Origin of the sequence: Variovorax sp. RA8 (assembly GCF_901827175.1) — a bacterium.
Lineage (GTDB): Bacteria > Pseudomonadota > Gammaproteobacteria > Burkholderiales > Burkholderiaceae_C > Variovorax.
Map to the genome: position 1 here is coordinate 3066546 of NZ_LR594662.1, position 16941 is coordinate 3083486.

10 protein-coding genes are annotated in these 16941 nt (G+C 68.1%); 7 read left to right on the forward strand and 3 right to left on the reverse strand.

Annotated features, from left to right (window positions below; genetic code table 11):
- Positions 1-19: 19 nt before the first annotated feature.
- Positions 20-3517, reverse strand: a complete 3498-nt coding sequence (locus E5P3_RS14445; RefSeq protein ID WP_162586617.1) for a transglutaminase family protein — start codon at positions 3515-3517, stop codon at positions 20-22.
- A gap of 165 nt (positions 3518-3682) precedes the next feature.
- Here E5P3_RS14445 and E5P3_RS14450 point away from each other — a divergent pair, with 165 nt between their 5' ends.
- The 7 genes from E5P3_RS14450 (at position 3683) to E5P3_RS14480 (ending at position 14529) form a co-directional block, all read left to right on the forward strand.
- Positions 3683-6076: a DNA internalization-related competence protein ComEC/Rec2 gene (locus E5P3_RS14450; protein WP_162589689.1), complete on the forward strand. Its 2394-nt coding sequence runs from the start codon at positions 3683-3685 to the stop codon at positions 6074-6076.
- Positions 6077-6164: 88 nt separating this feature from the next.
- The gene (locus E5P3_RS14455; protein ID WP_162586618.1) at positions 6165-7697 is read left to right on the forward strand and encodes a circularly permuted type 2 ATP-grasp protein; all 1533 of its coding nucleotides are present in this window, start codon (positions 6165-6167) and stop codon (positions 7695-7697) included.
- Between the two features lie 17 nt (positions 7698-7714).
- Positions 7715-8671, forward strand: a complete 957-nt coding sequence (locus E5P3_RS14460) for an alpha-E domain-containing protein (RefSeq protein ID WP_068684444.1) — start codon at positions 7715-7717, stop codon at positions 8669-8671.
- A 253-nt stretch (positions 8672-8924) separates the two neighbouring features.
- Positions 8925-11153 carry a type I secretion system permease/ATPase gene (locus tag E5P3_RS14465; RefSeq protein ID WP_162586619.1) on the forward strand — a complete coding sequence of 743 codons (2229 nt, stop codon included), beginning with the start codon at positions 8925-8927 and terminating at the stop codon, positions 11151-11153.
- Complete coding sequence (locus E5P3_RS14470; protein ID WP_162586620.1) at positions 11150-12583, forward strand: HlyD family type I secretion periplasmic adaptor subunit; 1434 nt, start codon at positions 11150-11152, stop codon at positions 12581-12583. The genes E5P3_RS14465 and E5P3_RS14470 overlap by 4 nt, the downstream gene beginning before the upstream one ends.
- 44 nt (positions 12584-12627) lie before the next feature.
- Positions 12628-12840 (forward strand): hypothetical protein, encoded by a 213-nt coding sequence (locus tag E5P3_RS14475; RefSeq protein ID WP_162586621.1) that lies wholly within the window; start codon positions 12628-12630, stop codon positions 12838-12840.
- A 168-nt stretch (positions 12841-13008) separates the two neighbouring features.
- Positions 13009-14529: a calcium-binding protein gene (locus E5P3_RS14480; RefSeq protein ID WP_162586622.1), complete on the forward strand. Its 1521-nt coding sequence runs from the start codon at positions 13009-13011 to the stop codon at positions 14527-14529.
- A 42-nt stretch (positions 14530-14571) separates the two neighbouring features.
- Here E5P3_RS14480 and glpK read toward each other — a convergent pair whose 3' ends face one another.
- Together glpK and E5P3_RS14490 are read right to left on the reverse strand one after the other, a co-directional pair.
- Positions 14572-16068 carry a glycerol kinase GlpK gene (gene glpK, locus E5P3_RS14485; RefSeq protein WP_162586623.1) on the reverse strand — a complete coding sequence of 499 codons (1497 nt, stop codon included), beginning with the start codon at positions 16066-16068 and terminating at the stop codon, positions 14572-14574.
- 13 nt (positions 16069-16081) lie between these two features.
- Positions 16082-16852 carry a DeoR/GlpR family DNA-binding transcription regulator gene (locus E5P3_RS14490; RefSeq protein ID WP_162586624.1) on the reverse strand — a complete coding sequence of 257 codons (771 nt, stop codon included), beginning with the start codon at positions 16850-16852 and terminating at the stop codon, positions 16082-16084.
- Positions 16853-16941: the final 89 nt, after the last annotated feature.

A 16941-nucleotide genomic window follows, 5' to 3' on the forward strand; every position in this document is an offset into this window, starting at 1 on the left:
GCGCTCGCGTCACACCTTCTCAGGTCCGGCGCAAATCCAGGGTGAACGGGAACTCGCGGCTGCCCGCGATCTCGATGTTGGCCGGCGGCGTGCGCAGCAGCCCCGGCGAATGGCCCATGCGCGAGAAGCGCGACAGGCGCCGGCTCTCGGCCTCATAGGCATTGACGGGGAAGGTCTCGTAGTTGCGGCCGCCCGGGTGAGAGACGAAGTACTGGCAGCCGCCGAGCGAGCGCTTCATCCAGGTGTCGACGATGTCGAAGGTCAGCGGCGCGTGCACGCCGATGCTCGGGTGCAGCGCCGAGGGCGGGTTCCAGGCCTTGTAGCGCACGCCGGCCACGAACTCGCCGGCGGTGCCGGTGGGCTGCAGCGGCAGCGCCTGGCCGTTGACGGTGATGGCGTAGCGGCTTTCGTTGAGCCCGGTCACGCGCACCTCGATGCGCTCCAGCGAGGAGTCGACATAGCGCACCGTGCCGCCGGCCGAGCCTTCCTCGCCCATCACGTGCCAGGGCTCGAGCGCGTTGCGCAGCGAGAGCTCCACGCCCATGGCCTGCACCTGGCCGACCAGTGGAAAGCGGAACTCGAAGTGCGGCGCGAACCAGGCCGCATCGAAAGAGAAGCCGGCCTGGCGCATCTCGCTGATCACGTCCTCGAAGTCAATCCTGACAAAGGTGGACAGCAGGAAGCGGTCGTGCAGCTCGGTGCCCCAGCGCGTCACGGGCGCGCGGTAGGGCGCGTCCCAGAAGCGCGCCACCATGGCGCGCAGCAGCAGCTGCTGCGCGATGCTCATGCGCGCATGCGGCGGCATCTCGAAGGCGCGCAGCTCCAGCAGGCCCAGGCGGCCGGTGGTGGCATCGGGCGAGTACAGCTTGTCGATGCAGAACTCGCTGCGGTGGGTGTTGCCGGTGACGTCGACCAGGATGTTGCGCAGCGTGCGGTCGACCAGCCAGGGTGGCATGCCGTCGCCGTGGATCTCGCGGTTGCGCGCGATCTGGGCCAGCGCGATCTCGAGCTCGTAGACCTGGTCGTTGCGCGCCTCGTCCACGCGCGGCGCCTGGCTGGTCGGGCCGATGAACATGCCCGAGAACAGGTAGCTGAGCGAGGGATGGTTGTGCCAGTAGAGCAAAAGGCTGGCGAGCAGCTCGGGCCGGCGCAGGAAGGGGCTGTCGGCGGGCGTGGCGCCGCCCAGCACGAAGTGGTTGCCGCCGCCGGTGCCGGTGTGGCGGCCGTCGGTCATGAACTTCTCGGCCGACAGCCGGGTCTCGAAGGCGGCGCCGTAGAGGAACTCGGTGTGGGCCACCAGCTCGCGCCAGTTGTGGGCCGGATGGATGTTGACCTCGATCACGCCGGGGTCGGGCGTGACCTGCAGGAGCTTGAGGCGCGGGTCGCGCGGCGGCGGGTAGCCTTCGATCACCACCCGCAGGTCCAGCTCGTCGGCCGTGGCCTCGACCGCGGCGAGCAGGTCGAGGTAGTCTTCCAGCCGCGCCAGCGGCGGCATGAAGACGTAGAGCACGCCCGAGGCGCTGCCGACCTTCTCGGCCGCAGGGCCGTTGGCGCGGCGTGGGTCGCGCACCTCCACGCACAGCGCGGTGCGCGTGACCCAGTGGGCCGACTCGCCGCGGTTTGGAGGGCGCACCGTGCCCGGCTCCAACGCGGCCTGGACGCGCGCCGCGACGGGATTGCCGTGCGTGGCCTGGAAGCGCACCGCGGCCGGAGCCTGCTGCGGCGTGCCGAAGCCATAGGGCACCTCGGCGAGGTCGGGCGCATTGCCCAGCATGCCCTCGTAGCGCTCGCGGAACAGGGCCGAGGCCGGCAGGGGTGCACGTGGGGCGTTGGGGTCCCGTTCGATGAGGTAGGGGTAGTCCCCCTTGCTGGCCCAGGGCTGCGAATCCAGCGGCAGGCGGTAGCCCATCGGCGAATCGCCGGGGATCAGGTACAGGCGGTCGTCGCGCAGGAACCACGGGCCGGTCTTCCACGCCGGGCCGGCGAGCGCGGGCGCATCGGTCTCGGCGTTCGCGGCCTCGAGCGGCAGCACGTAGCCGACGACGGCATCGAGCTTCTGCGTGAACACGCGGCGCAGGCGCACGCGCTCCATCTCGTCGTCGAGCTTGGAGTCGAAGGGATCGACATTCACAGGCAGGCGGCGTTCGCGCCAGAGGTAGTAGTAGACGTCCTCGTGGCCAGGCTGCACGAAGCGGTCGGTCAGGCCCAGCTTGCGCGCCAGCGCGCGGGTGAAGCGCTGCGCGTCTTCGCTGGTGTACTGGGTGGGATGGCGCTCGTCGGCGAAGAGCTCGGGCCGCTGCCATACGGCCTGGCCGTCCGTGCGCCAGTAGATCGACAGGGCCCAGCGCGGCAACTGCTCGCCCGGGTACCACTTGCCCTGTCCGAAATGGAGGAAGCCGCCCTGGCCGTATTCGTCGCGCAGGCGTTGCACCAGCGCGGTCGCGTAGCCGCGCTTGGTGGGGCCGAGCGCATCGGTGTTCCATTCGGCCGCGTCGCGGTCGGTGGTGGCGACGAAGGTGGGTTCGCCGCCCATGGTGAGCCGCACGTCGCCGGCCGCAAGGCGTGCATCCACCGCTTCGCCCAGCGCCAGCACCTCGGCCCACTCGTCGTCGGTGTAGGGCTTGGTCACGCGCGGCGACTCGTGGATGCGGGTGACCTTCATCTCGTGGGCGAAGTCCACCTCGGCCTCGTCGACCGCGCCCTCGATCGGCGCGGCGCTCGACGGCGTGGGCGTGCACGCCAGCGGAATGTGGCCTTCGCCGGCCATCAGGCCCGAGGTGGCGTCGAGGCCGATCCAGCCGGCGCCGGGCAGGTAGACCTCGCACCAGGCGTGCAGGTCGGTGAAGTCGACCGTGGTGCCGCTCGGGCCGTCGAGTGCCTTCACGTCGGGCGTGAGCTGAATGAGGTAGCCCGAGACGAAGCGCGCCGCCAGCCCTACGTTTCGCAGCAGCTGCACCAGCAGCCAGCCGGAGTCGCGGCAGGAGCCCGACCCGCTGGCCAGCGTCTCCTCGGGCGTCTGCACGCCGGGCTCCATGCGGATCAGGTAGTTGACGTCCTGCTGCACCTGCTGATTGAGGCCGACCAGGAAATCGATGGTGCGCTGCGTCTTGCGATCGATCTTCTCGAGGTAGGCGGCCACCAGTGGGGTGGCGGGTTCGGTCACGAGGTAGGGTGCCAGCTCGCGCGCCTGCGATTCGGTGTACTTGAAGGGGAAGTTCTCGGCCTGCGGCTCGAGGAAGAAGTCGAAGGGGTTGTAGACCGCCATCTCGACCACCAGGTCGACCGTGACCTTGAACTCGCGCGTCTTCTCGGGGAACACCAGCCGCGCGAGGTAGTTCGCGAACGGGTCCTGCTGCCAGTTGACGAAGTGCTGCTCGGGCTCGACGCGCAGCGAATACGAGATGACGTTGCTGCGGCAATGCGGCGCCGGACGCAGGCGTACCACCTGGGGCCCCAGTTGCACCGGCCGGTCGTACTTGTAGTGGGTGACGTGGTGAAGTGCGGCGTGGATGGACATTTTTTTCGATGGCGTCGAAGCGCCCCTGAACGAGGACGCATACTAGCTGACACGCTTAGCAATTAGCGCGCCACAGAGCGCAGCAGGGAGGGATTGCAGCATGTCATCCGTGAGTGTTTCGTGACGGCCGACGCGCAGGGCCGCGGCCTGGGTTCCTTTGCCCTGATGGGCGGCTCGGTGCTGGGCGCGGCGGTGCAGCTTCAGCAGCCAGCTTTGTGGGAGCCCGCCGCTTATGCCGGCCTGCTGCTGGCCGCCGCGGCGGGCTGGCTGTTGCTGCGACGTGTGCGGTGGTGGTTCTTGCCGCGGCTGCTGCTGCCGGCACTGCTGCTGGTCGGCGCGCTGGCCGGGGCCGGTCTGGCAGGCTGGCGCGCCTGCGCCTATGCGGCCGAGGCACTCGACCCCGCGCTCGAAGGCCGCGACCTGGAGGTGCTGGGCGTGGTCTCGCAGATGCCGCAGCACGGCGATGGAACGGTGCGCTTTCTCTTCGATGTCGAGCGCGCCCGTTGGGCTGGCGATGCCGGGAGCGACCTGCCGCGCGCGCCCTCGCGCGTTGCGCTCGGCTGGTATGCAGACAACACCGGCCTTTGGGGGCGCGCGCCCGAGGAGTCCTCGCGCGCCGAGCCCACCGCGGCGCCGGGCGGCGTGCACGCGGGCGAGCGCTGGCGCATGACGGTGCGCCTGAAGGCGCCGCACGGCAACCTGAACCCGCATGGCTTCGACCAGGAACTGCGGCTCTGGGAGCAGGGCGTGCAGGCCAGCGGTTATGTGCGCACGGGCGCGCGGGATGCGCGGCCACAGCCGCAGGGCCAGACCTGGCGCCATCCGGTCGAGCGTGCGCGCGAGGCCGTGCGCGACGCGGTCTTCGAGCGCGTGCCCGAGCGCCGGCAGGCCGGCGTGATCGCGGCGTTGGTCACGGGCGACCAGAACGCGATCGAGCGTGCCGACTGGGACGTGTTCCGCGCCACCGGCGTCGCGCACCTGATGTCGATCTCGGGCCTGCACATCACGATGTTCGCCTGGCTCGCCGCGTGGGTGGTGGGGGCCGCCTGGCGCCGCAGCAGCCGCCTGATGCTGTGGCTGCCCGCGCCGCACGCGGCTTTGATCGGCGGCGTGTTGCTGGCGGCGCTGTATGCGCTCTTCAGCGGCTGGGGCCTGCCCTCGCAACGCACGGTGTGGATGCTCGCCACGGTCGCGCTGCTGCGCCTTTCAAGGCGGCAGTGGCCCTGGCCCTTCGTCTGGCTGTGCACCTGCGCGGTGGTCGTGGCCGTCGACCCGTGGGCGCTGATGCAGGCCGGCTTCTGGCTCAGCTTCGTCGCAGTCGGCGTGCTGTTCGCCACCGGCGCCGCCGATGAGGGCGGCACAGGCATCGCGACGCGCCTGGCGCGCATGGCGCGCGAACAATGGGCGGTGACGCTGGCGTTGACGCCACTCAGCCTGCTGCTCTTCCAGCAGGTCTCGAGCGTCGGGCTGCTGGCCAACGCCATCGCCATTCCGTGGGTCACGCTCGTGCTTACGCCGCTTGCCATGTTCGGCGTGCTGCTGCCGCCGCTGTGGGACCTGGCCGCCCGGGCGGTGCAACTACTGGCGCTGGTTCTGCAGTGGCTGGCCGAACTGCCGCTGGCCACGCTGTCGGCACCGGCGCCCGCGCTCTGGGCCAGCGTCGCCGGCGTGGCGGGCGGGGTGCTGCTGGCCATGCGCCTGCCGAGGGCGCTGCGCGTACAGGGGCTGCCGCTGCTGTTGCCCGCGCTGCTCTGGCAGGCGCCACGGCCTCCGGCGGGCGAGTTCGAGCTGCTGGCCGCCGACATCGGGCAGGGCAACGCGGTGCTGGTGCGCACCGCCACCCACGGCCTGCTGTATGACGCCGGCCCGCGCTACAGCCTGGAAAGCGATGCCGGCCACCGGGTGCTGGTGCCGCTGTTGCGCGCGCTGGGCGAGCGGCTGGACACCGTCGTCCTGAGCCACCGCGACAGCGACCACACCGGCGGCGCGCCGGCAGTGCTGGCGATGCAGGCCGAGGCCGAACTGCGCAGCTCGGTCGAGGCCGGGCATCCGCTGCAGCATCTGCGGCCGGTGCAGCGCTGTCTGGCCGGCCAGGCCTGGACGTGGGACGGGGTGCGCTTCGAGATCCTCCATCCCCAGGAGGCCGACTATGCCGGCTTCACCAAACCCAACGCGGTCTCCTGCGTGCTGCGCATCGGCAACGGGCGCGCCACCGCGCTGCTGGCCGGGGACATCGAGCGCCTGCAGGAAGCCGCGCTGACGGCGCGCGCGCCCGACCTGCGAGCCGACCTGCTGCTCGTCCCGCACCATGGCAGCAAGACCTCGTCGAGCCCCGCGCTGCTCGAGGCCGTGCAGCCGCGCGTGGCGCTGGTCCAGGCCGGCTACCGCAACCGCTTCGGGCACCCGGCCGCGGAGGTGACGGCGCGCTATGCGGAGCGCGGCATTGCCGTGGTCGACTCCGCGCATTGCGGCGCGGGCCGCTGGTCCAGCCTGCATCCGGCGGCCGTGCGCTGCGAACGGCAGGAAGGCCAGCGCTACTGGCATCACCGGCTCCAGTGAACGCCGTGTGGGCGCCGCGTTGGGGTTAGCGTGAGCACGGCCTCTGGCCTTGAACTTGCTAAGCTACGGCCAAGGAGATCGGTCGCCCATGCACAAATTCGACGAGATGTACGAGCAGCTGCCCTATCAAGGCGCCGCGATCCGGAATCACTACAAACGCTACGACCAGTGGCTCGCGAAGCAGCCCCCCGAGGTGATGCGTTCGCGGCGCGAGGAGGCGGAGATGATCTTCCGCCGGGTCGGCATCACCTTTGCCGTCTACGGCGCGAAGGACGAGGACGGCTCGGGCACCGAGCGCCTCATTCCCTTCGACCTGCTCCCGCGCATCATCCCCGCCCATGAATGGGAGAGCATGGAAAAGGGCCTGGTGCAGCGCGTGACCGCACTCAACCGCTTCATCCACGACGTCTACCACGGGCAGGAGATCATCAAGGCCGGCGTGATTCCGTCGGACCAGATCTTCAACAACGCGCAGTACCGGCCCGAGATGGTGGGCGTGAAGGTGCCCAACGATGTCTACTCCCACATCTCTGGCATCGACATCGTTCGCGCACCCGATGCCGGGGGCAACGGCGAGTACTACGTGCTCGAAGACAACCTGCGCGTGCCCAGCGGCGTGAGCTACATGCTCGAGAACCGCAAGATGATGATGCGGCTCTTCCCCGATCTCTTCAGCCAGAACCGCGTCGCGCCGGTGGCGCACTACCCCGACCTGCTGCTCGAGACCCTGCGCGCATCCGCGCCGCCGGCCACCGCCGAGCCCACGGTGGTGGTGCTCACGCCCGGCATGTACAACAGCGCCTACTTCGAGCACGCCTTCCTCGCCCAGCAGATGGGCGTGGAACTCGTCGAGGGGCAGGACCTCTTCGTCAAGGACGACTTCGTCTACATGCGCACCACCCGCGGACCGCGGCGCGTGGACGTGATCTACCGCCGCGTGGACGATGACTTCCTCGACCCCGAGGTCTTCCGCCCGACTTCCACGCTGGGCTGCGCCGGCCTGATGCGCGCGTACCGCGACGGCAACGTGGTGATCTGCAATGCCGTCGGCACCGGCGTGGCCGACGACAAGTCGATCTACCCCTACGTGCCGAAGATGATCGAGTTCTACCTCGGCGAGCAGCCGATCCTCAAGAACGTACCGACCTGGATGTGCCGCAACAAGGACGACCTCGACTACACCCTGGCCCACATGAAGGACCTGGTGGTCAAGGAAGTCCACGGCGCCGGCGGCTACGGCATGCTGATCGGCCCGGCTGCGACGCAGGCCGAGATCGAGGACTTCAAGAGGGCCGTGGTCGCCAAGCCCGACGGCTACATCGCGCAGCCGACGCTGAGCCTGTCGACCTCGCCCACCTTCGTCGAGTCGGGCATCGCGCCGCGGCACATCGACCTGCGGCCCTTCGTGCTCTCCGGCAAGGAGGTGCAGATGGTGCCGGGCGGGCTTACGCGCGTGGCGCTCAAGGAAGGCTCGCTGGTGGTCAACTCCTCGCAGGGCGGGGGCACCAAGGACACCTGGATCCTCGAGGCCGACCGGCGGGGCAAGCCGCGCAACGGGGAGTCGGGCCAGGCCGAGGCCGATACCCAGACGCAAACCCAGACGCAAACCCAGTCGAGCTGATCAGGAGAGCACCTGTCATGTTGTCACGCACTGCCGATCACCTCTACTGGATGTCGCGCTATACCGAGCGGGCCGAAAACACCGCCCGCATGCTCGACGTCAACTACCAGACCTCGCTGCTGCCGCAATCGGCCGAGGTCGCCAAGTACGGCTGGCAGGGCCTGCTGTCGATCAGCGAACTGCTGCCGGCCTTCAACGAGAAGTACGACCAGATCACGCCCGACCGGGTGATGGAGTTCATGGTCAAGGACGAATCGAACCCTTCGTCCATCCTCTCTTGCCTGCGCGCTGCGCGCGAGAACGCACGCGCCGTGCGGGGTGCGCTCACCACCGAATCGTGGGAGACGCAGAACACCACCTGGCTCGAGGTCAATCGCATGCTGCGCGCCGGCGACTTCGAGCGCGACCCGGGCCAGTTCTTCGAATGGGTCAAGTTCCGCTCGCACCTGTCGCGCGGCGTGACCGTGGGCACCATGCTGCAGGACGAGGCCTTCCACTTCTCGCGCCTGGGCACCTTCATCGAGCGCGCCGACAACACGGCACGCCTGGTCGACGTGAAGTTCCACGCACTCAACAGCGAGTTCTTCGGCACCGCCACCGAGGAGGACCAGGAGTACGACTTCTATCACTGGAGCGCGATCCTGCGCAGCGTCTCGGCCTTCGAGGTCTACCGCAAGGTGTACCGCGACGTCATCAAGCCCGAGCGCGTGGCCGAGCTGCTGATCCTGCGCGCCGACATGCCGCGCTCGCTGCACGCCAGCCTGATCGAGGTGGTGAACGATCTCCAGAAGGTGCAGAACGACCAGAGCGCCGAGACCCAGCGGCGCGCCGGCAAGCTGCTGGCCGACCTGCAGTACGCGGTGGTCGACGAGATCCTCGCGACCGGGCTGCACGCGTACCTGACGCAGTTTCTAGACCGGGTGAACGACCTCGGCTGGCGCATCAGCCAGGACTTCCTGGTGCCAGGGCACTAAAGGGATTAATCCCGAGCGGGCGAAGAGTCCGCCTGCGGTAAGGCGCAAGTCTTATCGATTTCATCCATCGACTTTTGGAGGGGGTGTGCTTCATTGCTGCCCCGCCAGGCTTCGGCTATCTTCCGCCGCCACACAGGCTCGGGACAGGGCCGCATCCCCCAGCTACCCCATTTTGAGGAGGTGCCTTCATGGCGACTCCGTCAAGCTTCGAGGGTTTTTACCCGAATAACAGCAAGGTTCAGGGAGTTGGTTCATGCAGGGAGTAGAAGAGGCCGCCGCATTGGCGGTGGGTTCGCGGGCGGGCGTGGAAGAAGCGCACGCGCCAACCGCAGCCCATGCGCTGCAGGCGTTGTGCGACGTGGCGCGCGTTCATCGCATCGCGGCCGATCCGGCGACGCTCGCCCACCAGCTCGGCGTCAGCCCCGGTGACGGCGCCGACATCCATCTGCTCTTGCGCGCGGCCCGGCATCTGGGCCTGAAGGCGATGCGATCGAGCCCGCCCGTCGCGCGCCTCGCCACGACACCATTGCCTGCACTCGTGCAGATGCGCGACGAGCAAGGGCAGATGTGCTGGATGGTTCTCGCGCGCTGCGATGCGCAGCGCGTGCTGCTGCATGATCCGGCGGCCAAGCCGACGGTGCCCAGCGCCATCGAGCCGCTCGACGATTTCGCGCGCCAATGGACCGGCGAGCTCATCCTCGTCACCAGCCGTGCCAGCCTCGCAGCCGAGCTGGCGAAGTTCGACTTCTCCTGGTTCGTGCCCAGCCTCGTCAAGTACCGCCGGCTCCTGAGCGAGGTGCTGGCCATTTCCTTCATGCTCCAGCTCCTCGCGCTGGTGAGCCCGCTGTTCTTCCAGGTCGTGATGGACAAGGTGCTGGTGCACCGCGGCCTCACCACGCTGGATGTGCTCGTCGTCGGCCTGGTGGTGGTGGTCGTCTTCGAGAGCCTGCTCAACGGATTGCGCAGCTACGTCTTCAGCCACACCACCAGCCGCATCGACGTCGAGCTCGGCACGCGATTGTTCCGCCACCTGGTGCAGCTGCCCCTGGCCTACTTCCAGGCTCGCAGGATCGGCGATTCGGTGGCCCGCGTGCGCGAGCTCGAGAACATCCGCAGCTTTCTCACCGGCAACGCGCTCACCGTCGTGCTCGATGTCGTGTTCTCGGTGGTGTTCATCGGTGTCATGCTGTTCTATAGCATGTCCTTGACGCTCATCGTGCTGGTCAGCTTGCCGCTGTACTTCGGGCTGAGCCTCGCCATCGTGCCCGTCCTGCGCCGCCGGCTGGACCAGAAATTCGCCCGCGGCGCAGAAAACCAGGCCATGCTCGTGGAGACCGTCAGCGCCATCCAGACCGTCAAGGCCACAGCCCTCGAGCCCGTCTTCGGCCGGCAATGGGACGACCAGCTCGCGGCCTATGTCTCGGCCAGCTTCAAGACCCAGAGCCTCGCGAGCTGGGGCCACGAGGGCATCAACCTGACGGGCAAGCTCGTCAACGCCGCCACGCTCTGGTGGGGTGCCCATCTGGTGATGGACAACCAGCTCAGCGTCGGCCAGTTCGTCGCGTTCAACATGTTCGCCCAGCGCGTGGCCCAGCCCATCATGCGCATGGCCCAGCTGTGGACCGACTTCCAGCAGACCGGCATCTCGATGGCCCGGCTGGGCGACATCCTCAACACGCGCACCGAAGTCGCGCCGAGCGCTGCCGCGCAGTTGCCCGCCCTCAAGGGCCACGTCACGCTGGACCAGTTGGGCTTCCGCTATCGCCCCGAAGCGCCGCCTGTGCTCCAGGGCGTCAGCCTCGAGGTTCGACCCGGCGAGGTGATCGGCATCGTCGGGCGCTCCGGCTCCGGCAAGAGCACGCTGACAAAGCTGGTCCAGCGGCTCTACACGCCCGAGCAGGGGCGGGTCCTGGTCGACGGGATCGACATCGGCCTGGTCGACGCTGCACAGCTGAGAAGACAGGTCGGCGTTGTGCTCCAGGAAAACGTGCTCTTCAACCGCAGCGTGCGCGAGAACATTGCCATTGCCGACCCCGCTGCGCCGATCGAATCCGTGATGCAGGCCGCCTGGCTGGCGGGCGCGCACGCCTTCATCAGCGAGCTGCCCGAGGGCTACGACACCGTGGTGGGCGAGCAGGGCGCTTCCCTGAGCGGTGGCCAGCGCCAGCGCATCGCGATCGCCCGGGCGCTGTTCGCGCAGCCGCGCATCCTGATCTTCGATGAGGCCACCAGCGCGCTGGATTACGAAAGCGAAGCCATCGTCCAGCACAACATGGCGCACATCTGCCAGGGCCGTACCGTCTTCATCATCGCCCACCGGCTGAGTGCCGTGCGGCATGCCCATCGCATCATCGTGATGGACAAGGGGGCCATCGTCGAAGAGGGCGCGCACGAGGCGCTGTTGGCTCGCCCGCAAAGCATCTATGCGCGGCTGTGGGCCATGCAGGCGGGCGGTCGGCCGTCCGAAGGAGCCGAAGCATGAACCCGCCGGACTTGCTCTCTCTCGGCAACCTGCTCGCCCGCTACCGCAACGTCTTCCACGCCGCCTGGCAAGCCCGCCACGAGCTCGCCGGCCCCACGCGGCTGGCCGACGAACTGGCCTTCCTGCCCGCGGCCCTGAGCCTGCAGGAAACCCCGGTGCATCCCGCCCCGCGCCGCCTCGCCTGCGCCATCGTCGCCTTGGTCCTCATCGCGCTGCTGTGGTCCATCGTCGGCCAGGTCGACATCGTCGCAGCTGCACCGGGCCGCATCGTGGTGAGCGAGCGCACCAAGCTCGTCCAGCCCCTGGAGCGCAGCGTCGTCCGCCGCGTCCTGGTGAAGGACGGCGATCGCGTCGAGGCCGGCCAGGTGCTGGTGGAACTGGACCCCACCACCGCCAGCGCCGACCGGACCAACATCGACGAGCAGTTGAAGTCGGCGCAGTCGGAGCTGCTGCGCACGCGCACGCTGCTGCGGGCCATGCACTTGCCGGCAGAGCCGCCCGGTCTCAGCGGCGGCCTTCCTGCCGGCTGGTCCGGGGCCGATGCGCGGGCCGCGCGGACCCACCTGGCCGACGAATGGAGCGACATCACCGCCAAGCTCGCCAGGGCCGCCGCCGAAATCCAGCGGCGCCAGGCCGAGATCGTCACCGTGCGCGAGATGGTTGCCAAGCTGGAGACCACGCTGCCCATCGCGAGGCAGCGAGAGGCCGACTTCCGGCAACTCGCAGAACAGGGCTTCATGTCCGCCCATGCCAACCAGGACCGCATGCGCGAGCGCATCGAGCTGGAACGCGACCTGGCCACCCAACGCGCACGGCTCGCCGAAGCCGCTGCCGCCTTGAAGGAGAGCGAGAACGCCCGTGCCGCCTTCGTGGCCGAGACCCGTCGCGGCCTGAGCGAGCGCGAGGCGGCCGCCGAGCTCCGGCAGCAGCAAGGCGTGCAGGAACAGGCCAAGGCCGCGCAGCGCGAGCGCCTGACCCGCCTCAGGGCCCCGGTGGCCGGCACCGTGCAGCAGCTCGCGGCGCACACCGAGGGCGGCGTCGTCACCGAGGCCCAGCCGCTCATGGTCATCGTGCCCGAGGGCGCGCAGGTCATGGCCGAAGTGACGCTGGAGAACAAGGACATCGGTTTCGTGCACGAAGGCCAGCGGGCCGAGATCAAGTTCGAGACTTTTCCGTTCACGAGATATGGCACCGTGGCTGCCGTGGTGCGCACGGTAACCGCCGATGCGGTGAACGACGAGAAGCGCGGCGCGATCTTTCCGGTGACGCTGGTGCTGGAGAGCCGCCATATCGACATCGACGGCAAGGCCGTCAAGCTGGGCCCGGGGATGAACCTGACGGCGGAGGTCAAGACGGGCAAGCGGCGGATCATCGAGTACCTGTTGAGTCCGGTGCAGCGGGCAGCGAGCGAGAGTCTGCGCGAGCGTTGAGGGCGAATGCCGCGAGACGAAACGGAACAGAAGAGGAGCAACGCATGGATCTGGGCGATATCCCATTTGGCATCTGGTCGAGCGTGGTGCTGGCCATTTTGGCCTTGGCATGGTTTCTCGGAGAGGACGCGACCCACGAGCGGCGATATCGACAACTCGTGCGTCTCGAGAAGATCCTGTTATGGGCCGCTGCAATCGCGCTGGTGGCAGGCGCAATTGGCTTGGTGGGGTTCGCCTTGTGGCACTGGTTGGCGTGAATCACGCAAGGCGTTGCGTGATATCCAGAGGAATCAAATCTGATCAATTCTCGCTTGAGGATTATTCACATTGAATTCGAAGTCGCGGGTCGTTAACGTCCCCGACTTGATGCAGTGAGCGCTGTGTTCTTGAGCGGCGCTGCACACAGAAGAAAGCAGGGAACCAAAATGACAACTACCCCAAACGTCGCCGACGACCTGGAGCACGCCGATCTGCAGATGGCGTCGAGGGCATTCCGCAACACGACCACTGCCATCGACGGCACCGGCAACGCACTGGACAACGTCCTGTACGCCGGAGCCGGCGACAACGCGCTCGACGGCCGGGGCGGCAGTGACTACGCTTCGTACATCCATGCCAACTCCGCCGTGAACGTCAGCCTGGCGGCCACTGGAGCGCAAGACACGATGGGTTCCGGCTTCGACACGCTGTGGAACATCGAGAGTCTCTACGGCAGCAACTACGACGATGTCCTGATCGGCAGCCCCATTGCCAACATGCTCAACGGCGGGATCGGCAAAGACACCCTGAGGGGCGGTGCGGGCAACGACATCTACTACGTCGACAACAGCGCCGATGTGGTGACCGAGCTGGCCAACGAAGGCACGGACCTCGTGCTAAGCACCGTCAGCTCCACGCTGTCGGCCGACGTGGAAAACCTCTCCTTGACCGGCACGGCCGCCATCGACGCCACCGGCAACGCGCTGGACAACCTGCTGACCGGCAACACGGCGAACAACACCTTGAGCGGCGGTTCAGGCAACGACACGCTCAACGGCAGCGGCGGTGCCGACACCATGACAGGCGGCGTGGGCAACGACATGTACTTCGTCGACAACACCGCCGACGTGGTGACCGAGCTGGCCGGCGAAGGCACCGACACGGTTCGTACCAGCATCACCCACACGCTGGCCGCCAACGTCGAGAACCTGATGCTCGATTCGACAGCGGCCATCGACGGCACCGGCAACGCGCTGGGCAACGTGCTGTACGCAGGGGCGGGCAACAACATGCTCGATGGCCTGGCCGGCAACGACTGGGTTTCGTACGTCTATGCCGGTTCCGCCGTGAATGTCAGCCTGGCGGCCACCGGTGCACAAGCCACGGGCGGCTCCGGCACCGACACGCTGCGGAACGTCGAGTACCTCTTCGGCAGCAACTACAACGACATCCTGACGGGCAGCAACACGGCTAACTCACTCAGCGGCGGGCTCGGTGACGATACGTTGACCGGCGGCCAGGGAGCGGACGCGCTGATCGGTGGCGCGGGCAACGACACCTACCGCTACCGCTCGGGCGACGGCAACGACACGGTGTCGGAAGCAGGCGGCGACGACACGGTGGAACTGCTGGACCTCAACCCGGGCGACGTGCGCATCGTCCAAGGCCTCAACGGAAACCCCGACCACATCGTCGATGCACTCACCGGCTACACCATCACGCTGGACCTGCAGATGGTGTCTCCCGGCTGGTCGGCAGACGGCTCGCAGGTGGAGCATCTGCGCTTCGCCGACGGCACGGTGTGGAACAGCGAGCAGATGCGTGCCGCCGCGGAGATGGAAAGAAGCGTAAGCCTCCTGGTGCAGGCGATGGCCACCTTCTCGGTGCCGGCGCCCGGCCTGGTGACGGCGACGGCATTGGATGATCAGGCCAGGCTGGCGCCGGTTCTAGCCGCCAGTTGGGGTTAATCGGCCGCGGCGCTGGCGTTCCTCGCGACGCTGGGCGTTCGTTCAAACCAGCGTCGCCCTCCGCACCGCCAGCTCCCAGTGCGACATCTTCTCCTGAGCCTTCTCGCGGCTCAGCGTCGGCAAGAAGCGACGCTCCACCCGCCATTGCTTCGACAGCTCTCCCGTGTCGCGATACACACCGGTCGACAGCCCTGCCAGGTACGCGGCGCCCAGCGCCGTGGTCTCGATGACCTCCGGCCGCACCACCGGAATGCCCAGCAGGTCGGCCTGGAACTGCATCAACAGGTCGTTGACGGCCGCGCCGCCGTCCACCCGCAGTTCCGCCACCGGCGTGCCTCCCGCTGCCACGGCGTCGCGGCTCATCGCCTGCAGCAAAGCCGCACTCTGATATGCAATGCTCTCCAGCGCCGCGCGTGCGATGTGCGCCACGGTGGTCCCGCGCGTCAACCCAGTGATGGTGCCGCGCGCATCGGCGTTCCAGTAAGGCGCGCCTAGTCCGGTGAAGGCCGGCACCATCATCACGCCGCCCGCATCGGGCACGCTCTCGGCCAGCGCCTGCACTTGCGCGCTGCCCTGGATGGCTTTCAAGCCATCGCGCAGCCACTGAACCACCGCGCCGCCGACGAAGACGCTGCCCTCCATCGCGTACTGCGGGGGCATGCCCGCCGTCTGCGCGGCGCTGGTCACCAGCAGGCCGTTGTGCGAAGGCTGGAAGTCACCGCCCGTGTGCATCAGCAGGAAGCAGCCGGTGCCGTAGGTGTTCTTGGCCATGCCGGCCTCGAAGCAGGCCTGGCCGAAGAGCGCGCTCTGCTGGTCGCCGGCCACGCCGCCGATGGGCAGCGGGCGGTCGAACAGGCCGGCGTCGGTGTCGGCGAAATGCGTGCTCGAGGGCTTGACCTCGGGCATCAGCGAGGCAGGGATGTCCAGCGCCTTCAGCAGGTCGGTATCCCACTGGTGCGTGTGCACGTTGAAGAGCATGGTGCGCGAGGCATTGGTGACGTCGCTCACATGCTGCTTGCCGCCGGTCAGCTGCCAGATGAGCCAGCTGTCGACGGTGCCGAAGGCCAGATCGCCGCGCTCGGCGGCGGCGCGCGCGCCGGGCACGTTGTCGAGCAGCCAGCGCAGCTTGGTGCCGGAGAAGTAGGCGTCGATCACCAGGCCGGTCTTCTCCTGGATCGTGCCGGTCATGCCGTCCTCGCGCAGCCTGGCGCACAGCGGCTCGGCGCGCCGGTCCTGCCAGACGATGGCGTGATGCACCGGCTGGCCGGTCTTGCGGTTCCACAGCACGGTGGTCTCGCGCTGGTTGGTGATGCCTATCGCATGGATGTCGCTCGCCTCCAGCTTCGCCTTGGCGAGCACCTCGTGCGCGGTGGCGAGCTGGCTGCGCCAGATCTCCATCGGGTCGTGCTCGACCCAGCCGGGCTGCGGGTAGAACTGCGTGAGTTCCTTCTGGGCGAGGGCGACGATGCGCCCCTCCCGGTCGAAGACGATGCTGCGGGAACTGGAGGTGCCCTGGTCGAGGGCGAGCAGGTAGGTCATGGCATGTCCTTGATCAATGTTCGCGCGCGATCTCGCAGCGGACCTGCGCCTGCGCCAGCAGCTCGGGGAAGGGCGGCGGCGGCTCCGCGTCGGTGAACAGGCAGTCGATCTGCGACAGCTTGGCCAGCTCGATCATGGCAGGCCGGTTGAACTTGCTCGCATCGGCCGCGAGCCAGACCTCGCGCGCCTGCGCAATGATGGTCTGCGCCACCTTCACCTCGCGCAGGTCGAAGTCGCGCAGCGTGCCGTCGGCCTCGATGCTGGAGACGCCGATCAGCGCGATGTCGACCTTGAACTGGCGGATGAAGTCGACCGTCGCCTCGCCCACGATCGCGCGATCGCGCAGCCGCACCGAGCCGCCGGCCACGATCACCTCGCAGTTCGGGTTGTCGCTCAGGATCGTCGCCACATTGAGGTTGTTGGTGATCACGCGCAACCCCGTGTGCTGCAGCAGCGCCTTGGCGATGGCCTCGGTGGTGGTGCCGATGTTGAGGATCAGCGAGCAGTCGTTCGGCACCCGCGCCGCCACGGCGCGCGCGATGCGCGCCTTGCCTTCCGCATGCAGGTTCTCGCGCTGCTGGTAGCCGATGTTCTCGGTGGTCGAGCTCGGCACCCGCACGCCGCCGTGAAAGCGGCTGAGCAGTCCCTCGTCGGCCAGGCGCTGCACGTCGCGCCGCACCGTCTGGAGGGTCACGCCGAGCATGTCGGCCAGCTGTTCGACCGTGACCGAGCCGCGCGTGCGCACGGTGTTCAGGAGCTTGAGTTGTCTGGGATTCGAATTCACGCGAATGGAACAGAGCGCAGGGCGCGCTACTTTAGAACGAAAGAAAACGAATGGACGCAAGGGTTAACGAGTAGGAAAATCGCGCAATA